General features: G+C 50.0%; 19 protein-coding genes. 2 read left to right on the top strand and 17 right to left on the bottom strand.

Features of this window, described 5'->3' with window-relative positions:
* Nucleotides 1-156: 156 nt before the first annotated feature.
* From glnA to infC, 8 genes are all read right to left on the bottom strand, one after another.
* Nucleotides 157-1,491 (bottom strand): type I glutamate--ammonia ligase, encoded by a 1,335-nt coding sequence (glnA, locus tag ACLIN2_RS17385; protein WP_092266767.1) that lies wholly within the window; start codon nt 1,489-1,491, stop codon nt 157-159.
* 35 nt (nt 1,492-1,526) lie between these two features.
* On the bottom strand, nt 1,527-1,937 hold the full coding sequence (locus ACLIN2_RS17390; protein ID WP_411501692.1) for a MerR family transcriptional regulator: 411 nt from the start codon (nt 1,935-1,937) through the stop codon (nt 1,527-1,529).
* Between the two features lie 203 nt (nt 1,938-2,140).
* Nucleotides 2,141-3,421, bottom strand: a complete 1,281-nt coding sequence (locus ACLIN2_RS17395; RefSeq protein WP_122959431.1) for an aminotransferase class I/II-fold pyridoxal phosphate-dependent enzyme — start codon at nt 3,419-3,421, stop codon at nt 2,141-2,143.
* An 8-nt stretch (nt 3,422-3,429) separates the two neighbouring features.
* A complete protein-coding gene (gene hflX, locus ACLIN2_RS17400; protein ID WP_411501693.1) occupies nt 3,430-4,722 on the bottom strand; it encodes a GTPase HflX in 1,293 nt (430 codons plus the stop codon).
* 150 nt (nt 4,723-4,872) lie between these two features.
* A complete protein-coding gene (locus ACLIN2_RS17405) occupies nt 4,873-5,061 on the bottom strand; it encodes an alpha/beta-type small acid-soluble spore protein (protein WP_092266763.1) in 189 nt (62 codons plus the stop codon).
* Between the two features lie 99 nt (nt 5,062-5,160).
* The gene (locus ACLIN2_RS17410; RefSeq protein ID WP_411501694.1) at nt 5,161-6,117 is read right to left on the bottom strand and encodes an AAA family ATPase; all 957 of its coding nucleotides are present in this window, start codon (nt 6,115-6,117) and stop codon (nt 5,161-5,163) included.
* Nucleotides 6,118-6,296: 179 nt separating this feature from the next.
* Nucleotides 6,297-7,055, bottom strand: coding sequence for a DUF4184 family protein (locus ACLIN2_RS17415; RefSeq protein WP_411501695.1), 759 nt, complete (start codon nt 7,053-7,055; stop codon nt 6,297-6,299).
* Nucleotides 7,056-7,164: 109 nt separating this feature from the next.
* Nucleotides 7,165-7,653, bottom strand: coding sequence for a translation initiation factor IF-3 (gene infC, locus ACLIN2_RS17420; RefSeq protein WP_411504555.1), 489 nt, complete (start codon nt 7,651-7,653; stop codon nt 7,165-7,167).
* 166 nt (nt 7,654-7,819) lie between these two features.
* On the opposite strand from infC, the gene ACLIN2_RS17425 reads away from it, so the two are divergent.
* Nucleotides 7,820-8,293: a MarR family winged helix-turn-helix transcriptional regulator gene (locus ACLIN2_RS17425; RefSeq protein ID WP_092266761.1), complete on the top strand. Its 474-nt coding sequence runs from the start codon at nt 7,820-7,822 to the stop codon at nt 8,291-8,293.
* Between the two features lie 43 nt (nt 8,294-8,336).
* Complete coding sequence (locus ACLIN2_RS17430) at nt 8,337-9,560, top strand: multidrug effflux MFS transporter (protein WP_411501696.1); 1,224 nt, start codon at nt 8,337-8,339, stop codon at nt 9,558-9,560.
* Nucleotides 9,561-9,695: 135 nt separating this feature from the next.
* Here the strand turns inward: ACLIN2_RS17430 and ltrA are convergent, their stop codons facing one another.
* From ltrA to ACLIN2_RS17475, 9 genes are all read right to left on the bottom strand, one after another.
* Nucleotides 9,696-10,958: a group II intron reverse transcriptase/maturase gene (gene ltrA / locus ACLIN2_RS17435; protein WP_411501590.1), complete on the bottom strand. Its 1,263-nt coding sequence runs from the start codon at nt 10,956-10,958 to the stop codon at nt 9,696-9,698.
* A gap of 608 nt (nt 10,959-11,566) precedes the next feature.
* Nucleotides 11,567-11,803 (bottom strand): RNA chaperone Hfq, encoded by a 237-nt coding sequence (hfq, locus tag ACLIN2_RS17440; RefSeq protein ID WP_092266759.1) that lies wholly within the window; start codon nt 11,801-11,803, stop codon nt 11,567-11,569.
* Nucleotides 11,804-11,832: 29 nt separating this feature from the next.
* Nucleotides 11,833-12,792, bottom strand: a complete 960-nt coding sequence (gene miaA / locus ACLIN2_RS17445) for a tRNA (adenosine(37)-N6)-dimethylallyltransferase MiaA (protein WP_411501697.1) — start codon at nt 12,790-12,792, stop codon at nt 11,833-11,835.
* Nucleotides 12,789-13,574: a class I SAM-dependent methyltransferase gene (locus ACLIN2_RS17450; protein WP_411501698.1), complete on the bottom strand. Its 786-nt coding sequence runs from the start codon at nt 13,572-13,574 to the stop codon at nt 12,789-12,791. The genes miaA and ACLIN2_RS17450 overlap by 4 nt, the downstream gene beginning before the upstream one ends.
* A gap of 175 nt (nt 13,575-13,749) precedes the next feature.
* A complete protein-coding gene (gene mutL, locus ACLIN2_RS17455) occupies nt 13,750-15,819 on the bottom strand; it encodes a DNA mismatch repair endonuclease MutL (RefSeq protein ID WP_411501699.1) in 2,070 nt (689 codons plus the stop codon).
* A gap of 24 nt (nt 15,820-15,843) precedes the next feature.
* Nucleotides 15,844-18,435, bottom strand: a complete 2,592-nt coding sequence (gene mutS / locus ACLIN2_RS17460) for a DNA mismatch repair protein MutS (protein ID WP_411501700.1) — start codon at nt 18,433-18,435, stop codon at nt 15,844-15,846.
* A 77-nt stretch (nt 18,436-18,512) separates the two neighbouring features.
* Entirely contained in the window at nt 18,513-19,781 is a 1,269-nt protein-coding gene (locus tag ACLIN2_RS17465; protein ID WP_411501701.1) for a putative amidoligase domain-containing protein, read from the bottom strand.
* 123 nt (nt 19,782-19,904) lie between these two features.
* A complete protein-coding gene (gene cotE, locus ACLIN2_RS17470; RefSeq protein WP_092266754.1) occupies nt 19,905-20,465 on the bottom strand; it encodes an outer spore coat protein CotE in 561 nt (186 codons plus the stop codon).
* Nucleotides 20,466-20,580: 115 nt separating this feature from the next.
* The gene (locus tag ACLIN2_RS17475) at nt 20,581-21,024 is read right to left on the bottom strand and encodes a RicAFT regulatory complex protein RicA family protein (RefSeq protein ID WP_400585827.1); all 444 of its coding nucleotides are present in this window, start codon (nt 21,022-21,024) and stop codon (nt 20,581-20,583) included.

Raw genomic sequence — 21,024 nt, forward strand, 5'->3', positions numbered from 1 at the left:
ACGAACAAGACAAGCTCTTACAATGGGCATTTTCATACTAAGCCAATTGCAAATGGCTGTCTGCTATCGAAAGTTAACCTATATGCAACGAGGGAGTTAATTCCCCAAACAGAGAGAAAAACCCCTCGCACCTAGTGGCACAAGGGGTTTGGCTAATTAATAAGTGCTCATGTACTGCTCGCGCTCCCATGCGTGAACGCGTGTGCGGAACATATCCCACTCGATTTCTTTTGCTTCGATGAAGTGCAGCAGAGCATGCTCACCCAGCGCTTCGCAAATCACTGGATCAGATTTCAGGCACTCGATCGCTTCTTTCAAAGTAGCAGGCAGGTTAGAAATACCGTTTTCTTCGCGCTCTTGCTCGTTCATCACGTAGATATTGCGATCAATCGCTGGTGGTACCTCTACCTTGTTCTTGATTCCATCCAGACCTGCTTTCAGCATCACAGCCAAAGCGAGGTAAGGGTTGGTTGCTGGGTCTGGGCTGCGTACTTCGATACGAGTACCCATTCCACGGGATGCTGGAATACGAATCAGCGGAGAACGGTTTTTCGCAGACCACGCAACATAGCAAGGAGCTTCGTAGCCCGGAACCAGACGTTTGTAGGAGTTTACCAGCGGGTTTGTGATCGCAGTAAATCCGCGAGCGTGGTTCAAAATACCAGCCAGATAGTGTTTCGCGGTTTGGCTCAGGCCCATTTCATCAGTCTCATCGTAGAAAGCATTTTGGTTTCCACGGAAGAGAGATTGGTTGGCGTGCATACCGGAACCAGCTACCCCGTACAGAGGTTTTGGCATGAAGGTCGCGTGCAGACCATGCTTTTGCGCAATGGTTTTTACAACGAGCTTGAAGGTCAGGATTTGGTCTGCTGCTTGCAGAGCATTTGCGTATTTGAAGTCGATCTCATGTTGACCTGGAGCTACTTCATGGTGAGAAGCTTCTACTTCATAGCCCATTTTCTCCAACGTCAGTACGATATCGCGGCGGCAGTTTTCACCGGAATCGAGTGGAGCAAAGTCGAAGTATCCACCTTGGTCATTCAGATCGAGAGTTGGTTCGCCTTTTTCATCCAGTTTGAACAGGAAAAACTCAGGTTCTGGGCCGACGTTAAACGCACTGAAGCCCATTTCTTCCGCTTCTTTCAGAGCGCGCTTCAGGATGTAGCGCGGGTCTCCCTCAAATGGAGTACCATCAGGATTGAAGATATCACAGATCAGGCGAGCGATTTTACCGTGCTCATTGCCCCAAGGGAATACGACCCAAGTATCCAGATCTGGTACCAGGTACATATCGGATTCCTCGATACGAACAAAACCTTCGATGGAAGATCCGTCGAACATCATTTTGTTGTCGAGTGCCTTAGGCAGCTGGGACAGAGGGATTTCTACGTTTTTGATTACCCCCATCAGGTCGGTAAACTGCAGGCGGATGTACCTTACATCTTCTTCTTGAGCCAAACGCATAATGTCTTCTCTTGTGTACTTGCTCACATTTCTCTCCTCCTGTCTCTAGGTAAAGCTCTATATCAGTGGAAGAAGCGGGAAAGCTCCCCACGTATCAATGCATCCTCGCCGTGACGAGAAGCATTGCGATACATGATTTGCTGTTTCAAAAGCTGATGCAAGTCTTTTTCCGTCATTTCCTTGCGCTTCGCCTCTGAGGTCACCGTAATTTCAGATGACTTCTCAATAGGCACTTGCATCTGCAATACTTGCTTGATGCCAGCAATGTTCAAACCTTTTTCAATCAGTGCTTTCACTTCCAGCAATCGATCCACATCATTGAAAGAGAAAAGGCGCTGTTTCCCTTCGGTGCGGGCTGGCTGAATGAGCTCGTTTTGTTCATAATAGCGAATTTGCCTCGCAGTAAGATCCGTCAATTTCATGACGATCCCAATGGGAAAGAGGGCCATATTTCGACGAATGTCATCACTCATGACTTGTCCCTCCTCACTTGTTATTCCTTACCCCTATTCTATGCAAGTTCATAAATCCTGTCAACAGATGTTAGGGAAAGTTACACAACAAGTTATGGCAAATTTGAAAACGATTTCTCCAGTCAGTTGATTACGTGAAAACCTGCCTCATACACAAAAATCGCGATACGCCACTCGATTAGCTTGGCGTATCGCGATCTGGCTTATTCTATAGTTGGCAATTCGAGCAAATCCTTTTCCAACAATCCGTTCAGTGCTGTCAGAATCCCCACCTTGACGTGAGAATATGTCAGCCCGCCCTGGACAAAGCCCAGGTACGGAGGGCGAATCGGACCGTCTGCTGAGAACTCAATGCTCGCTCCCTGAATAAAGGTTCCAGCTGCCATGATCACAGGGTCCGCATATCCCGGCATTTCACTGGGATACGGCGTGACGTGCGAATCTACGGGTGCAGCCTTCTGAATCCCTTGGCAAAAAGCAATCAGTCTTTCTGCGGAGCCAAACTCCACGGACTGGATCAAATCCGTACGCGGCTCATGCCAGAGTGGGTTCGTTTTGAAGCCCAATCTCTCTAGCATAGCGGAAGAAAACACGGCGCCTTTCAAAGCCTCACCGACGACGTGCGGGGCAAGGAAAAACCCTTGGAACATTTCAAGCAAAGAATACAGAGAAGCCCCACCTTCAGCGCCAATGCCCGGGGCAGCCATTCTGTAAGAGGCGAGCTGCACGAGGTCTTGACGGCCAACGATGTACCCGCCTGTTTTTACCAGACCGCCCCCTGGATTTTTGATCAGCGAGCCCGCCATGATATCTGCACCAACATGGAGCGGCTCTTGTTCCTCCGTGAATTCTCCATAGCAGTTATCCACGAAGACGACCACATCTGGCTTCATTTCTTTGACCAGCCGAATCATTTCTTGAATCTTTGCAATGGTAAACGACGGACGATCTGCGTAACCACGCGAGCGCTGAATACCGATTACTTTTGTTTTCGGCGTAATGGCATCTGCCACGGCCATAAAATCAATCTCGCCCTCTGCAGTCAACGGGACATAGCTGTAGCCGATTCCGTAGTCCTTCAGGGAGCCTTGCCCTTCTCCCCTCACGCCGACGACTTCTTCGAGGGTATCGTAGGGTTTGCCTGTCATGTAAAGCAGGTCATCGCCTGGACGTAAAATCCCGAACAGCGAAATGGCGATCGCGTGCGTGCCCGAGATGATATGAGGTCGAACCAGTGCAGCTTCCCCGCCAAATACATCGGCATAGATGGATTCCAGTGTAGCTCGACCTGAGTCATCGTAGCCATAGCCGGTTGAAGGAGAAAAGTGAAATTCGTTTACTTCATGCTTTTGAAAAGAACGAAGCACCTTGAGTTGATTCGTATCGACAAGGGCTGCGATCTGTCTATGCCTTTCGGAAATGGTTGCTTCTACCTCAGCGACGAGAGGACGCAGCTTCTCGCCATGGGAAAAATATTGGAACATCTGTTATCTTACCAACTTTCTTCAACAGTCTCTGGTTTATCGAGGAGAAAAGGGGCAATCTTGCCGTAGATTGGATTGGCTCGATTAACCCGAACCGTAATCTGATACGCTTCTTCCTCTTCATCAAAATGCTGCTGCATCTCGACACCTTCCCGATGGAGCAGCGACAGGATATCCCCACGCGAGACCGGTACTTTCAGTGTCATCTCGTTAAAAGACTCGAGGGCATAGGATTCAATTCGTTTTAACAGCCGTTTCAAATCATCCTGGCGCATCGCGGAGATCAAAATCCACTCATCCGCGGGTGGCAAATACGTGCCTTCTGCCATGGCATCTGCCTTGTTGAAAACAACCAGCTGCGGAATCTCCTCCGCCTTCAGCTCACGCAAGATCCGATCGACCACTTGCATGTGAATTTGCAAATCAGGATGATGGCTATCGACGACATGCAAGATCAAATCGGCTTCCTTTACCCCCTCCAGGGTGGAGCGAAAAGCGGCGACCAAGCTCGTCGGCAAATCTTGAATAAAGCCAACCGTGTCCGTCAGCAAAACCTCCATGCCGCTCGGAAGCTCCAACTGGCGAGTCGTTGGATCGAGCGTTGCAAACAGTTTATCTTCCTGTAGGGTACCTGCGTTGGTCAACTGATTGAGAATCGTGGACTTGCCAGCATTGGTATAGCCCACCAGCGCCACCTGAAAGACGTTGTTTTTCTTGCGGCGTTCCCGATGCAGCTGTCTGGTGCGAACCGTATCTTCCATTTGCTGCTTCAGCTCTGTAATCCTTCTGCGGATGTGACGACGGTCGCTCTCCAGCTTTGATTCACCTGGACCTCTCGTACCAATTCCCCCACCCAGACGGGAGAGCTGCTTGCCTTGCCCTGCTAATCGAGGGAGCAGATAGTTGTATTGGGCAAGCTCGACCTGAATTTTCCCTTCGCGAGATTGCGCCCGTCCGGCGAAAATGTCCAAAATCAGCTGCGTACGATCAATCACCTTGCAGTCAAAAATCCGGTCAAGATTTCGCGTCTGGCTCGGAGAAAGCTCGTCGTTGAAAATAACGACATCGACATCGAGCTCTTCTGCCCGCTGCGCGAGTTCATCGATTTTCCCCGTACCCAAGTACCAGGCCGGATCGATTCTATCCCTGTTTTGCGTGATGACATCCAGCACTTCTACGCCTGCCGTATCAGCCAGCTCCGCCAGCTCTTCCATCGAGAGACGCATCCGTTCCTCATCACGGTTATCGATAAGGCACCCCACCAGGATGGCGGTTTCCTTTGTTTTGATTATTTCGTTCACCGATTCACGCCCTTTCTTCCCCTATCATACCACATTTTCCCCTTGCTCGTGACGAGGTACACCCTTCCTAATCATCACGAATACAAAAGAACCAACCTGATATCTAATGGTTGGTTCTCTCCTACCTGCCCGCTATGGAAATCTTGCTCTTTATACACGAGAGATATGCTGCTCACCGTATTGAACTAATCTCTTGGTCATTTCGCCGCCTACAGATCCATTTTGACGTGAAGATGTCTCTCCACCCAGTGAAACTCCAAACCCTTGTGCGATGTCGTTTTTGAGCTGGTCAAGAACCGCTTCCGCTTGCTGATTGATGAGACGGTTAGAACGTGCCATGATATTCACCTCTTGGTTGTGTTTGGTTCTGAAGTTAGTATGTTCATGAAGTAGAGCCATTATGAACTCTTTTTCCTCATCAATTGGAAAACCTGAAGACTAAAGGGAAAAGTCCTCAGGCTTTAATTTCATCAAGTCTTCGCGGCGAAATTCATTGTTCCGCAGCAATCGGATCGCCTGGACTCGAATCGCTTTTTCAATGCAATTACGAATATAGCGGGCATTGCTGAAATTCATCTGGAAAGGGTCGGTTATAATCCCCATGATCGATCTCCTGATTTTTTCCACCGCTCCTCTGGTCAGCTCAAAATCTTTGTTCTTTGCCATCAGATTCGCGATCTCTAACAGTTCGTCAACCGTGTAGTCGGCAAAATTGATGTGAATGGGGAAACGGGACGGCAGGCCCGGGTTTAATTCTAAAAAACTATCCATCTCATCGGTATAGCCCGCAATGATGCAAATAAAATCCTTGTTGGAATCTTCAAGCGCTTTTGTCAAGCAATCCACAGCTTCTTTTCCAAAATCCTTTTCACCGCCACGCGCCAGCGAATAGGCCTCATCGATAAAGAGGATCCCACCCATCGCTTTTTTCACCAAGTCCCGCGTTTTCTGGGCGGTGTGTCCAATAAATTCTCCCACTAAATCTGCACGCTCTACCTCGGTCAGATGGCCCTTGCTCAATATTCCCATCTCACGCAGGATCTTTCCGAAGATGCGTGCCACCGTTGTCTTGCCTGTCCCCGGATTTCCTTTAAACACCATGTGAAACACTTGCTTTTCTGTCTTCAGATTTTGTCTTTCCCGCTCCTTGTTGATTTTAAGCAACGCGTAAATCTCGTATATGGTTTTCTTCGCTTCTTGTAGGCCGATTAATCCTTCCAGCTCATCAAACAGATTCTGCAGCTCGGTAGGAGCCGAAGCACTGATACTCTCCTGCAAAGTGGGCGATGTCGAAGTCGTCTGAGGGATTTCCCTTTTGAATACAACCTGAATGCGATTTGCCGTGCTTGTGGCTGAGCTTGACTCAAAGATCACGTTATTCTCCAATTGCTTCAATTTTATCACCCACCAATCGCTCTAGATTGAGTGTAGTTGTCGGACTATGCCTTCTTTTCAGGGGCAGCCTGATTCGTCCTGGTTGGAGCAGCGCGAAGCTGGGGTATCCAAGCTTTCACCCCCTGTTCGCCCGCCTCCCCGTCATACATTAGTATACTCATGATTCAGGTAAACCTGCCCTATTTTTTCCATGCCAGCCTGTTAAACACCCAGGAGACAACGACCAACCCAAGCAGACTGCCTGATAGAAACGGTACGACACCAGACAAAAGCTGCTTCCCGCTAAGCGGCTCGGCGAAGGTCAGCAAATGTATAGAAGCAGCAGCACCCCCTGCCAGCACAATACTCAGCCAATACCAGGCTTTGGTCGAAAGCGAAACCTCGCTTCCTTCAGGGAAAGCGGTACTTACCTCCTTTACTCGCCATACAGCTAGCGCTATCGCCGTTGCTCCGAAGAGGGTACTGCCATGCTGAAGCCATTTATACACCGGAAAAGCAACCTCTCCCACCTCAATCAGAGACAGAAGCAGCGGAAAGGAAGTGACTGCCCAAGCTCCTTGATGCGTGAAAGAATCCCAGAGCAAATGACTTACGATGCCGAGCAGTGCGGAGTACACAAAGATCAGCCCGCTAATCCACAAGGGGTGTTTGCTTTGGTACGCCTCTCTCTTTTGGAGCCGCATCTGGACACCCCTGGGAAGGCACGTAAAAAGCGGGGCTTCTACCACATGACGAAACACCAGGCACAGAGCCATCACTAGCGGCAGATCAAAAACAAAGATGCCGAGCAGTGTGTGGCTGTATGTGCTAAAAGCCTGCATGCGAAAGAAATATTCAAAGTCCGGCGCCATGCTGCCTGCGACTAACGCAGGAAAGTGAAAATATCGGGAGTGACGCAAAGGAAGGACAATCGCTGGATGAGCAAACGTAAATGGCATGAGAAACCTCACCTTTTTTTAAATAAGGACGCTCAAGTATGAGGATTGGATACGGTTATGAAAAAACACTCGACAAAGGCTCCATAGCCTCAATCGAGTGCTGCTTCCTTTAAGCGGTTGGCACCAATAAAGCGATTACTTGCTTGCCGCTTACTTGTATGCCTTTCTCCTGTACCCCACAATGCTTTAACTCCCGCACAAGCTGCTCAATCAATTGCTTGGCTTCCTGACTCTCTTTTTTCTCCAACCGAACGAGCAACTGCACCGCGTCACCCGAAGTCAGAATGCGCTCTGCCTGGCGCTTCTTGGTATCGTAATCATGCTCCTCAATAAATGCGCTCAAGCGAATTTCCTTAAGCTTCGGCCCCTTTTCTGCTTTGCGGCTTTTCGCGCTTTCCTTGATTGCCTGTTGCTTGAAATCAGTCCGACCAACCAATTGGCACGGAGGGGGACTGCTCGCCAGGGAAAGGCATACCAGATCTACCTTCTGCTCCTTCGCTAGCAGCAATGCGTCTTTTGTCGACATGATCCCCAAATCCTCTCCATTTACACCCGTGAGCGCTACTTCAGAAGCTTTAATCTTTTCATTCATAATCAACATTTATTTCACCCGGTCCTTCCTGATGTCCACTATAATGATGATTGTACCATTTGCGGAAGGATGTATGAAGCAAGCTTTCCACTGCTTGCTTACCTCTTGACATGCCAATGAGAATCATTTACATTACGCTTAGTTAGCCAGCTAAGTAACTGGAGGAATCGTCTTGGAATTTGATTACGTAAATGCCTTAACCCATATCATGGGTCATGTTATGAAGCTGCATCGACACAATCTTGACCTACTCATTCAAAAATACGATGTCTATCCAGGACAGCCTCCTTTGCTTATGCGCCTTTACCGTCATGGCGGCATGATGCAAAAGGATTTGGCACGCAGCATGAACGTTCAGCCTGCCACATTGACTGTGATGATTAACCGAATGGAGAAGTCGGGCCTTGTCACTCGCCAAGCAGACCCAAACGATCAACGTGTGTCGAGAGTGTACTTGACGGAAAAAGGCAAAGTAGCGACGAGAGCCGTGAAGGAAGCTTTGCAGCTGCTCGAGACGCGATGTTTTGAGAATTTCACAGACGAGGAAACCGCCCTGTTACGGAATATGCTTACACGTCTGCACACTGATTTGGAGGCCTTCCAGCTTGAGTACAGTGAAAAGCGATCAGGTGATGCACAAGAATGAAGCAAGCCGGCGCAATTTATAACAGAAAGGTTTGAACAATTACTTGAACAATCTCGCTAAAAGCTTGGAAACACCGGAATCTTCTGTCAGTCGATCGCGAAGACTGGGGATTGCGGCCATTCTCGGTTCGCTTTCCGCATTTGGCCCTTTATCGCTGGATATGTACTTGCCTGCACTGCCTATGCTCGAGACGGATTTACAGACAACAACCTCTATGGCACAGATGAGCTTGACTGCCTGCCTGATCGGTTTGTCGGTCGGCCAGTTGTTTGCAGGACCACTGAGTGATGTCCAAGGACGTCGCAAGCCCTTATTGTTCGGACTGGTATTATACGCGCTGTCTTCCTTTCTTTGCGCCGTTGCTCCATCGATTTGGACATTCCTCTTGCTGCGCCTCGTTCAAGGAATGGCAGGATCAGCAGGTATCGTGATTGCACGCGCTACCGTCCGCGATATGTATGCTGGGACAGAACTGACCAAATTCTTTGCCCTGCTGATGCTGATCAATGGGATCGCTCCGATCGCAGCTCCGATTGTTGGCGGGCAGCTGCTCCAGGTGACATCCTGGCACGGGGTTTTCGTCGTGCTTGCTTTGATCGGTGTGATCATGTTCTTCACCGTCATGTTTGGATTGCCGGAAACACTCCCTGCGGAAAAGCGCTCCAAAGGCGGTTTGGGCAATACGTTGACGACATTTAAGAACCTTCTGAAGGATCGTACGTTCATGGGCTATGCTCTCTCCCAGGGACTGGTGACTGCTGCGATGTTTGCCTATATTTCCGGTTCTCCGTTTGTCTTCCAGGAGATTTTCGGAGTATCTCCGCAAATGTTCAGCGTGATCTTCGCCGTCAATGGCATTGGGATCATCATTGCGAGCCAAATTACCGGCAAGCTGGCAGGGAAAGTTAAAGAAACGAAGCTATTCGTCACGGGCATTTCCATCGCTGCAATTGCTGGGATCACTTTGCTGACGATGATCCTCCTCGGAGCAGGATTGTTTGCCGTACTGGTACCATTGTTCTTCACTGTCTCATGCGTAGGAATCGTCGGTGCGACTGGCTTCTCGCTGGCCATGGCCAATCAGAGCAAAGCGGCAGGCAGCGCATCCGCACTCCAGGGCTTGATTTCGTTTATCGGCGGTGGAATCGTTGCCCCACTCGTAGGATTAGGTGGAAGCAGCACAGCGGTTCCGATGGGCCTTGTGATTGCAGCCACGACAATCGGCGCGACTCTCTGCTACGTGTTCATGATTCGTCGCAAAGCTTGAAGATAGCTCTCCCTATTGCTTTAGAGCGGGCAAGGATGAGAATCCTGTGTCCGCTTTTTTGGATCGAGTAGGAGGGAGCGACTAACTCCCGTCCTCTCACACCACCGTACGTACCGTTCGGTATACGGCGGTTCATCAAGCTTGACGAATGACAGAATATCGTTGTAATAAGCTTTTCAGCCCTTGTTGTTGCCAATATGCAACTCCGAGGGCTTTGTGCATTTGAGGAGTCTTTGTGGTACGCCATGCACCCTTTCTGGTGTTTGCAATTTCTATTGCTTGGACGTGCGATAAACCCAGAGAGCGAAGTTCTCGATATCGGGTTCGTACTCGCTTCCACTGAGACCACAAGCAAAGTCGAAGTCTACGTCGTATCCATTCGTCGATAGATTGAAGGATTTTCTTTGCATCCGCAAGGGCAAAATATCCGATCCAACCCATGAGGTACTGGTTTAGCTTCCGAATCCTTTCATCCATAGAGATGCTCCATACCGGATTAGTGATGAAGCGGATTTTCTCTTTCAACTTCAGAAGTGATTTTGGATGAAGCCGAATCCTTGCTTGTTTTGCATTAGTGAAACCGAAACCGAGGAACTTACGCTTCCAAGGTCGATCCACTGCGCTCTTCTGCTCATTTACTTTAAGCTTAAGTACCTTCTCCAAGTAGCTTTGGATACTTTCTTTTACCCGTTCTCCCGCCCGCTTTGTTCTCACGTAGATATTGCTATCGTCTGCGTATCGACAAAAGCGATGTCCCCTCTTTTCCAGTTCTTTATCCAAATCGTCGAGCAAGATGTTCGCCAATAACGGACTAAGTGGACCACCTTGTGGTGTGCCCTCTACTGCCGAAAGGCAGATGCCATTGACCATGATGCCTGCTTGTAGATATGCGCGAACAAGTTTCAACAAAGCTTTATCTTTTACTTTTCGAGCAACCCGACTCATTAAAATATCGTGATTAACCCGGTCGAAGAATTTCTCTAAGTCCATATCCACGACAAAGCGATATCCTTCGGAAATATAAAATTGTGCTTGTCTCATGGCGTCATGCGCACCACGGTTCGGTCGGAATCCGAAACTGGATTCTGAGAAGTGGGGGTCAAATATAGGAGTAAGAACTTGGAGGATGGCTTGTTGAATAAAGCGATCTATCACGGTAGGAATACCTAATAACCTTACTCCTCCGTCAGATTTCGGGATTTCGACTCTGCGGACAGGGGAAGGTTTGTAGGTCCCTTTCATAATCTGCTTTTTAGTGGTCAACCAGTGTTCACGGATATAATCGCGCAGTTGTTCGGTTGAAACACCGTCGATTCCCGCCGATCCTTTGTTTCTTTCCACTCTTTCGAGTGCCACTAATAGATTTTCTCGTGACAGGACTTTCTCCAACAGCTCCATGACGATACCCTTCCTCCGCACGCATCCTTCTAGTCTTGCCGGACAATACTCAGCCCTCTCTTGTACCCTCAGGGCTTCACCCATTTTCTCCAAGAGTAGTTCCTTACAGAATTCTGCTTCACAGTATTATCACGAAAGTGATTAGCGGATGTGTTGACTTAATGTTCAGCCCTTCCCCGTTCAAGCGTCCTTTACTTGGGTACTATGGCTTCTGCTGACTTCTGCATGTTCAGCGTCTCCTTACGAAGACGGTTACCAACATTTGAAGGCACTTCATGCAGACCTCCCCAGGTAAGAGCGATAACTTTCATCCCATGTACCTGCCCAAGTTTACTGCTGTATTCCTTGGCTGTATGGGGCTTCGTCTTGTTTGGCAGACTCACCCGAATACAACAGCCTCAAATTGGGTTCGTGTACCTCAGGTCGGGACTTTGCCGCCGGCTTCCTTCAGATTCCACCTCGCGGTGGACACCCTTGCCTTGGGCTAACGGTTGGTACAGCCAACCCCCGTTCGGGACTTACACCCTAGAGCTATCGCCCATGCTGGGCGCACCAAGAAAAAAAGCCTGGACTGATCAGATCCAGGCTTTCGGAATTACCGTTCGTTTTTATTGGTTGTTCTCTTGAGACATCAGAGAAACCGGGCGTTGCGGTGTGAAAGTAGAAATTGCATGCTTGTAAACCAGTTGCTGCTTGCCTTCGCTATCAATCACAATTGTGAAATTATCGAACGCTTTAATGTACCCACGTAATTGAAATCCGTTCACCAGATAAATGGTGACCGCGATGTTTTCTTTCCGCAAATGATTCAAGAACGTATCTTGAATATTGATCGTCTGTTTCATGTACATTACCCCCTAAAAGGACTTGTATGTTATATATTCGGCAATTGTTGAAACTTTCCTGCCAATATCTGCTTGATAGTTTGCACGTTGTTTGGCCTCTGCGCCGGGTCCGTCATATCAAACCACTGAATTTCAGACATGCGCCGGAACCAAGAAAGCTGCCGCTTTGCAAAATGTCGAGTTCGCTGCTTGATGTCATTTACCGCTTTTTCCAACGTAATTTCACCATACAAATACGGAACCAGCTCTTTGTATCCCAATCCTTGCATCGAGACAAGAGAAGCTTCGTATCCGCGATCGAGCAAGCCCCTGACCTCTTCAACCAGCCCTGCGTCGATCATCAGATCCACCCGATGGTTAATTCGTTGATAAAGGACATCCCGATCCATCGTCAGGCCGATGAAGACTAAATCATACGGCGAGTGCTGCGCCCGCAATTGAAAATCGGACATTTTGTACCCGCTGCTCTCGTAGATTTCGAGAGCGCGAATTACTCGCTTGACGTCATTCGGATGAAGTCTCTGTGCAGTGATCGGGTCCACCTGTGCAAGCCTGGCATGAAGCGCTTCCACGCCTTCCGTGTCAGCCAGTCTTTGCAGGCGATCGCGAAACTCTGGATCCTGCGAGGTTTGTGAGAATTGAAAGCGATGGGTTACCGATTCTATGTACAGACCCGTTCCACCCACGATAAATGGCAAATGTCCGCGCTGATTGATCTCGGTGATCAATCGTGTGGCACTTTCCTGAAATTGGGCAACAGAATATTCATCACGCGGAGAAATAATATCGATCAAATGATGAGGCACACGTGCCAGCTCATGTGGCGACGCTTTTGCTGTGCCGATATCCATTTCGCGGTAGACCTGCATGGAGTCACCGGAAATAATCTCTCCGTCAAACTGTTCGGCCAGCTCCAGACTGAGATCCGTTTTGCCAACGGCTGTCGGGCCAATAATGACAACAAGCTTTTCTCTCTTGTGCAAGGTCACTCCCCTCCACCTATCTCTTTGTAGCTGTACACGACCTGCTGGCCGCGTGAGCGAAATGGGGTAAAGCCAAACCGCTCGTACAATCGCCCTGTTTTGCCTTCCTTTACTACCACTCGTTTTTTGGCTACACGCAGCGCTTCGGAGATCGCCTCCTCACGCAGCATCTCCGCATTCGCGTACTCGCGAATCCCGGCAATTCCCGTGGAGCTGTGGACTGTCCTCTCAAACATCGGGTCGAAATAGACGACATCAAACGAGCCATTGGGCAGTCCCTTCAGAACATCCAGATGGTTTCCACATTGAACTTCAATGCGTCGCATCGCTTCTTCCAATGCCCGATCGTCAGACGACCAGTGCTGGAAACCATCTTCTACTAAGATGGCCAGAACCCGCTCTGACTCGATGCCCACGACTTGTCCCTCCACACCCGTAGCATGTGCAAATACAATGGCATCAGCTCCCAGACCCAAGGTGGCATCTAGGATACGGTCGCCTGGTTGAATTTGGCAAGCAGCAAGCATAGTATCAGTATCGCCTCGCACCAGCCGCTTTATACGAAAAGCAGAAGTGTTCGGATGAAAAAAGAATGGCTTTTTCCCCGGCACTTCCAGACGCGCACCTAGCGCCGACACGACAAGAACTTCATCGTCTCCACTTCGTCTTCGCAGCTCGTTTAGCGATAAATCACCACGCTTGGTAATCGTTAGGCCAAACCGCTCTGCCAGTTTTGCTGCATGGTGCAGGGTTTCCAAACAAGGCGCAAGCCCGGTGGTTACAATCATGTGTCGTTTCTACTCCTCAAATGTTCGTCCCAGGTGGACGGAAACTCTTTTATTGTACGCAGGATTAAATTGGAGAGTCAAACAAATTCTTTTCTAAACTGTCGGCTTCCCCGGTTTGAAAAATCCCCAGGATATGGGTCCTGAGGATGATAAAAAGGCTGATTTCCTTGCGATTTTACATAACCCGCTTGAACATTTTTTCCAGGTCATAGCCGGAGAAATGAATCACAATCGGGCGGCCATGCGGACAGGTAAAAGGACTGCTCGTTTTCCGCAGCTGATTCAAGAGGCTTTCCATCTCTGCATGAGTCAAATAGCGGTTCGCTTTAATAGAAGCCTTGCAAGACATCAGGATCGCTGCTTTTTCGCGCATTTGCACGACATTTGCCTGCATGCTCTCCCCTGTTTCGAGTACGAACTGAATCAACTCCTCGATCACTTCTATCTCTGCGCCCTCGGGGAACCAATGCGGGTGTGCTCTCACGATGTACGTGCGTCCGCCAAAAGACTCCATTTCCAAGCCAAACGATTGCAATAGAGGCAGCCTTTTTTCCAGCTTGTTCGCTTCCGCTGTCGTTACCTCCAACGTGTGGGGAAACAGCATGATCTGACTGGAGATGCCTTCCTCTTCCAGCTTGGCCATAAAGTATTCGTAAAATATCCTCTCCTGCGCCGCGTGCTGATCGATCAAGTACATCCCTTCGTCGTTTTGCGCAACGATGTAAGTCCCGTGGACCTGCCCGACCGGATATAGCAAAGGTACTGCCGATTCCTCGCTGTCCATGCTTTCACTCTTCGTGAGCTCTTCCTTGCGCGGCTGGATGGTTTGATCAGTATCCTCTTGAAGGGAAAGCTCCTGTACGCTTCCTTCAGCAGATAAAGCAGCGGAAGTCAGCTCTCCGTTTTGTCCTTCCCTCTCAGCAAATGAGACGGGAGCTAGGTTTGTTACGGGAGGTGACGAGGGCTGCTTCGATTTTACTTCCCACAGTGTATCTTGTTCCACTCGTTGCTCGTTGTTATCATAGCCTGCCAGCGCTTCCTTTATCGCGGCTGTCTGGCCTGCTACAGGCGGCACTTCTGGCAAACGTTCTCGCTGCTGGCTTTGCTTTGCCATCCATTCCTGCAAACGCGGGCTTGCTTCCAAAGTGGGTGAAAGCGATACGGCTGGCTTTGGAAGCTGTAGATCAAACTGAGGCTGTACAACCTGTGTGACTACCTTAGCTTTTGGAGCCGTTACCATCGGTCTGACGATTCCAAGTCCTTGCCGCAAGGTTCCTCTCACAGACTGCTCGATCGCCAGGCACAGCTCATCTTCCTTACTGAAACGCGCCTCTAGTTTTGCAGGATGCACATTGACATCCACAAGCGTAGGATCCATCTCGATCTGGAGAGCGACGATGGGAAACCTGCCTATCGGCAAAAGCGTATGGTAGCCGCGCATAATCGCATTGTTCAATGCGAAGCTGCGAACGTATCTTCCATTCACTAGTGTAGACAGGTACGAACGATTCGCCCGTGTCACTTCCGTTTTGGAGACAAAGCCGCTCCAGCGAAAATCGAGCGTTTCCCCCGAGACGGGCAACAGCAGCTTGGCGACCTGTACCCCGTAGATCGCGGCCATTACATGCAAAAGCTTGCCATCGCCAGATGTTTGCAGCAAGCTCTTGCCATTATGAGTCAAAGTAAAAGCGATCTGCGGATGGGTCAATGCGAGACGATTGACGTAGTCGGAAATATGCCCGACTTCTGTCGCAATCGACTTCATGTATTTCAAGCGCGCAGGTGTATTGAAAAACAGGCTGCGTACACAAATTTCCGTTCCTTTTACTGATGCCACATCGGTAAGCTCACCGAGATGCCCACCCTCATTGATCACGCGTGTTCCGACCTGACTGCTGGAAAGGCTGCTGGTGAGCTCCATGCGGGATACTGCCGCGATACTGGGCAAAGCCTCCCCGCGAAAACCGAGCGTACGGATCCGAAACAAGTCACGTGCAGATTGGATTTTGCTTGTCGCATGGCGTTCAAATGCGAGACGGCAATCCTCCCGATCCATTCCTTGACCATTATCGACGATGCGGATCAACTCCAGCCCGCCTTCCTCGACATGGACCTCGATGGTTGTCGCCTGCGCATCAATCGCATTCTCAACCAATTCCTTTACGACGGAAGCTGGACGCTCTACTACCTCGCCAGCTGCGATCATGTTCGCCAGATGTTCATCCAGCACTTGAATTTTTCCCATGGGCTCCTCCCTTCCGCCTGTTTCCTATCCTTTTTTCAGCTGTTGCTTCCAAGCAAACAGCTTCAGCATGGCGTCCATCGGGGTTGTCTGATTCAGGTCCAGCTCACGAAGATCTGCCAGGATCGCTTCTTCTTCTGCAGTGAGCAGGGGGGGCGGCTCTTCCTTGACTACCGCAGCTGGTACAGGTGCAGGTGCTGTCCAGAGCATGTCGAGCGACATTTGCATATCCGCTGCCGCTGCACTTGTACTGCCAGCTTCCAATCCTGTGAGAATGCTCCGCGCCCGCTCGATGACCCAAACAGGCATCTCCGCCAGCTCTGCCACATGAATCCCGTAGCTTTTATCGGCTCGACCTTCCTCAATTTTATGCAGGAACAGAAGCTTTCCATCTCGTTCCTCGCAGCGAGCGTGCACGTTTACGACCCCGCTCATGGTCTCTTCCAGACTCGTCAATTCGTGATAATGCGTGGAAAACAGCGTTTTTGCCCCGATCTTTTGGCAGATGTACTCGATCACTGCTTGCGCCAGCGCCATACCATCGTAGGTAGAAGTGCCTCGACCGATCTCATCGAGCAAAATCAGACTTTGGGACGTCGCCTTTTGCAGAGCATGCTTCGTCTCCAGCATTTCGACCATGAACGTACTGTGTCCGCCTGCCAGATCATCAGCTGCGCCAATGCGGGTAAAGATCTGATCTACGAGTGCCAGCTTGGCTGACTTGGCTGGTACGAAGCAACCGACCTGCGCCATCACGGTAATCAGCGCAATTTGCCGCATGTACGTGCTCTTCCCCGCCATATTGGGACCTGTAATCAAAAGAACCTGCCGCTGCTGCTGATCCATTCGCGCGTCATTGGCAACGTACTTCTCCCGCTCCAGCACGGCTTCAACAACGGGATGTCGTCCTTCGGTAATGACGTACTCACCCGTCTCCGTCAGCTCGGGGCGCACGTAACCACGCTCGTCACTGACAGTGGCAAATGACTGCAGAACATCGACGGAGGCGATTCGTTCAGCCAGCCCTTGCAAGCGCGGAATGTGCTGCGCCACCTCGGATCGAACCGCGGAAAACAATTGATATTCCAGCTCGATCATCTTTTCTTCCGCTTCAAGAATCAATGCCTCTCGTTCTTTCAGCTCAGGTGTGATATACCGCTCCGCATTTGCCAGCGTCTGCTTGCGCTCATAGCGTCCCGCAGGAACATTGGCAATATTGGATTTGGAAACTTCGATGTAGTACCCAAAGACTTTATTAAAGCCCACCTTCAAGGAACGAATTCCGGTAGCTTCGCGCTCCCCCTGTTCCAGCTGAGCAATCCACGTTTTTCCGTCTCGACTTGCCGAATGAAGCTTGTCCAAGTATTCATCGTAGCCGGTTCGGATCATCCCACCTTCACGTACGGAAATGGGGGGATCATCGACCAATGCACTTTGCAGGAATTGAACGATATCTGCACAATTATCCATTCCAGCTGCCAAATCCGCAAGCACCGGTGACTTCGTTTCCTTCAATAGAAGCTTCAGCTCTGGAACAGCTTCGAGTGAATAGCGCAGCTGAATGAGGTCGCGGGCATTGGCGTTTCCATAGGAAATGCGTCCTGCGAGACGCTCCAGATCATATACCCTGTCCAGGCAGCTTCGGACATCGGAGCGAAGCAGCAAATCGCCTTTCAAAGCTTCCACTGCGTCCAGTCGTGCCTGCAGCTCGTTCGCTCGAAGGAGTGGCCTCTCGATCCATCTTCGCAACAGCCGGCCTCCCATCGCCGTCTCCGTACGATCCAGCAGCCAAAGCAACGATCCTTTTTTGGACTTGTCCCGGATGGTTTCGGTCAGCTCCAGATTGCGCCGAGAAAAGCCGTCCATCTGCAAGTACTGTCTGGCATCGTAGCGTTTGATCAGCCGCATGTGAGCAAGACTGCGTTTTTGCGTCGTGCCTATGTAACCTAGCAGGGCGTTGACTGCTGTACGCATCACGGCGTCAAGCTCTTTTGCCTGCTCCTGGTACTGGACATCTACCGCAAAGGCATCGATCTCGTTTCTATCCAGTACAGTATGGGGCAGGGCTGTCTTGGGGATCGTAGCCAGGCCGCAAAAAACCAGTTCTTTTGGACGATACTGCAGCGCTTCGTCGATCACGGACTCGCCATGACCCACAAGCGACGTCACATACATCTCTCCCGTACTCATATCGCACGCAGCGATTCCCGTACGTCCGTCCAGCTCTGCGACAGCGGCCATGTAGTTGTTTTCCTTGTCCGTCAGCCACTTGCCTTCCATCATCGTTCCAGGCGTGACCACACGAGTCACTTCTCGTCTGACCACGCCCTTTGCTTCCTTCGGGTCCTCTACTTGTTCGCAAACCGCAATTTTATAGCCCTTTTTCAACAGCTCGGCAATATAGGTGTCGGCCGCATGATGAGGTACGCCACACATCGGAATACGCTCTGTACCGCCGCCTTCACGACCTGTAAGTGTAATCTCCAGCTCGCGGGAAGCCAAAACAGCATCATCAAAGAACAGTTCATAAAAGTCGCCTAAGCGAAAAAATAAGAAAGTATCCGGATAATCTTTTTTGATCGCCAGATACTGTTGAATCATCGGTGTATATGCAGTCATTGTTTTCTTCTCCTAGCTACCAATCTCGTCTGCTATTATATCATGTTTTCCATCCAATGTTGAACTGTGTCGGGCACCTAGACAAACCCCCATGACTTCCGCAAGTCTTCCGTTGCCGGCCAGAATTCTGTGGAGAGCAAATACGTAAAATAGCGATCCAGATGAGTTCGGGAAAGCGTGTACCCGGGCAGCGTTTTTAGCTCCTTCCAAATTTTAAGCACGTATTCGATCAGGTAGTTTTTATCCCCGCGATAGTATGCTTTAATGACTGGAAGCTGAAGATGTGGAGCTGCCTTCAGCTCATGCTGGCACGTCACAACCAAATGCGCCAGATGCAGCACTCCCCTGGTCACATCCGGGTGCACCAGCCAGCTTGGCAATGTACGATACTCAAAGCCGTATTCTTTCTCCCGAACATCTCCCAGAAATCCGTACCGCTTCCTCCGTTGTCGACATCCACTGTCCTCGATCAGAACCAGCGGAATCGCTAGATAAGCGTCGAGCTTTCGGCGCAGGGAAAAGGTTGGAGTCAGGCCGCCAAAGTGAATATGCCCGCCAATTGGATAGCCTGGAAAAGGCATTCCCCCAGCTAGCCATTCAATATGTCGATTGTTTATTTTTTTGCCAGCCAGCTTTAAGGCGTCGTGCACATGAAAGAACAGCTCATCCGGATCTTCAGATGGAGCAGGCCGCAGCTCTGCCACAGGATGCTGATGCATGGCTAGCTCTTCCCTGTATCTTGTTGTATCACAGCCGACGATTCCATTTACCTTTAGAAAGTCGGAGGCAAGCGCCATACTACCTTCAGGCTTGCGCAAAGCAAACTCGGGGTCCGCCCCCATTGCCGAAAGCTCTTGGGGTTGCGCTGCCATTTTTGAATCCCACCACTTCTCCGCTTTCTCAACAAATAGATCCACGGATTTCAATGGCCAATCCGGGTCAACACGAACGACCTTTACGCGATGAGCCGATGCGGCCATGATCGTCACTTGACCCGCATCAATTCCTGCAGCATACAGACTTCGCGCAGCAACACTCTTTACGAGATTGATCTCGGGTTCCGCCGAGGGGAGAACGACTGTTTCCAGCTCGGGATCAGCAAGCTTTTGCAATAGCCAGTGCGGACTCTCCGAACTGCGAACCATATCCAGCACATGCTCCTGATACAGGCAGACCTGATAGGTGCGCCAGCCTGGCAGGGAGCTTTTGCCTGTTGTTACGGGAATACCTGCCAGACGCAGCAGCCATCGACCAACTTCCGGACGCTTCAAGAATTCGACGGCTTCCTTGGCATTCGCTGTCATCTGTGGCAGCACTTGTTCTCCCTGATGTTTGCGTGCAGGCATGCCATCACTCCCCCTCGTTCTTCTGCATTATCCTATGTATGCGCCCAGAAAAGAGTGAGTCTCGAAGCTACCTTGCGTTTCTTCCTATAGAAAAAGAAAAAAGAGGAGATAAGGATCTCCTCTTTAGTCAAGCTCATCGAGCAATGTGGCGGAATCAAAGTCATCGAATTCGTCGCTGTTTTCTTCGTAGTCACCAAGTACATGGAAGTCTTTTTCATCGCAGTTATTGCAGACAACAACGCAGACTTTTGTTTCACCGATGATCTCTACCGCAAACTCGCTTTCAACCTTGACTGTAATCGTTCCTCCAGGACTCAACTCTGCTTTTACGCACTTCGGTTGTTCCACGGCTCGAGCGACGATTTCAAGATCGCCTCTGCAGTTTTTGTCGAAGAACGTTAGCGGAACGAGTACGGAGAACTTGACAGTTTCCCGCTTGACTTCGGTTTGCGTGTTATTTGCAAACGAGAACCACAGGTTGACATCATACGTACCAGATACTTCAACCGCGTCTCCGACTTTCTCTGCCTGGAAGTTCGTGTTTATAATCCAGCATCCGAGGATCGTCGAAGGAGTTTGCGACGGTATGATGGTGTGGGTGGTAGTAGAGAATTTATGGCCTTTACCGCAGACAGCTTTCGCGATGAGTTCCCGGCACTGTAGATCTTTGTCTGTACCCGACATTTCGTTACCTCCTCCATACAACGTTTCTGTACATTTGTATGCAGGGCATTCGGCTAGGGTGCAAACACCCACCTTATTTTAGAGAAAGTCGTTGGAAAGCCCATCGCCGCTCGGATTAGGAGCAGCAGCCGCCATCGTGTTTTTTCTCAGGACCTCCGCCGGTTTCTCCCGTCAGCGGATTGCCGCCGGTATCCAAAATGATTCGCTCGGAAACCGTGTTTGTGATCACGTTCGTTACCATTTGCAGCAAGTCGTTTACATCCACTTGCGATTGCTTGAACTCGGTGACGATCGGAATCGAATCGAGTTCATCCTGCATCGAATTGAACTCGTCTTCCACTTTTTTCACCAGCTCAGGCTTGTTGATGGACTCAAACATCACCATTTGCTTCTGCTTTTGCTTCAAGGAATCGATCAGCTCTTGTACGCGCTCATTGTGCTTGATTTGCAATTCTGCTCGTTTGAAAAAGTCTACTTCATTTGTACGTGAGATCATCGCTGCCAGTTCACGCGCTTTGTCTAAAATTTCTTTTTGTGTATATACGTTGGTTTGTTCCAT

The sequence above is a fragment of the Brevibacillus centrosporus genome, assembly GCF_046622605.1.
GTDB lineage: Bacteria > Bacillota > Bacilli > Brevibacillales > Brevibacillaceae > Brevibacillus > Brevibacillus centrosporus.

Excerpts from the sequence above, each read along its gene's own strand:
- hfq (WP_092266759.1), bottom strand. The coding sequence starts at position 11,803 with ATGAAACAGACGATCAATATTCAAGATACGTTCTTGAATCATTTGCGG.
- ACLIN2_RS17475 (WP_400585827.1), bottom strand. The coding sequence starts at position 21,024 with ATGGAACAAACCAACGTATATACACAAAAAGAAATTTTAGACAAAGCG.
- ACLIN2_RS17395 (WP_122959431.1), bottom strand. The coding sequence starts at position 3,421 with ATGTTCCAATATTTTTCCCATGGCGAGAAGCTGCGTCCTCTCGTCGCT.
- mutL (WP_411501699.1), bottom strand. The coding sequence starts at position 15,819 with ATGGGAAAAATTCAAGTGCTGGATGAACATCTGGCGAACATGATCGCA.
- ACLIN2_RS17415 (WP_411501695.1), bottom strand. The coding sequence starts at position 7,055 with ATGCCATTTACGTTTGCTCATCCAGCGATTGTCCTTCCTTTGCGTCAC.
- ACLIN2_RS17465 (WP_411501701.1), bottom strand. The coding sequence starts at position 19,781 with ATGCCTGCACGCAAACATCAGGGAGAACAAGTGCTGCCACAGATGACA.
- cotE (WP_092266754.1), bottom strand. The coding sequence starts at position 20,465 with ATGTCGGGTACAGACAAAGATCTACAGTGCCGGGAACTCATCGCGAAA.
- ACLIN2_RS17405 (WP_092266763.1), bottom strand. The coding sequence starts at position 5,061 with ATGGCACGTTCTAACCGTCTCATCAATCAGCAAGCGGAAGCGGTTCTT.
- ACLIN2_RS17390 (WP_411501692.1), bottom strand. The coding sequence starts at position 1,937 with ATGAGTGATGACATTCGTCGAAATATGGCCCTCTTTCCCATTGGGATC.
- mutS (WP_411501700.1), bottom strand. The coding sequence starts at position 18,435 with ATGACTGCATATACACCGATGATTCAACAGTATCTGGCGATCAAAAAA.
- ACLIN2_RS17450 (WP_411501698.1), bottom strand. The coding sequence starts at position 13,574 with ATGATTGTAACCACCGGGCTTGCGCCTTGTTTGGAAACCCTGCACCAT.
- ltrA (WP_411501590.1), bottom strand. The coding sequence starts at position 10,958 with ATGGAGCTGTTGGAGAAAGTCCTGTCACGAGAAAATCTATTAGTGGCA.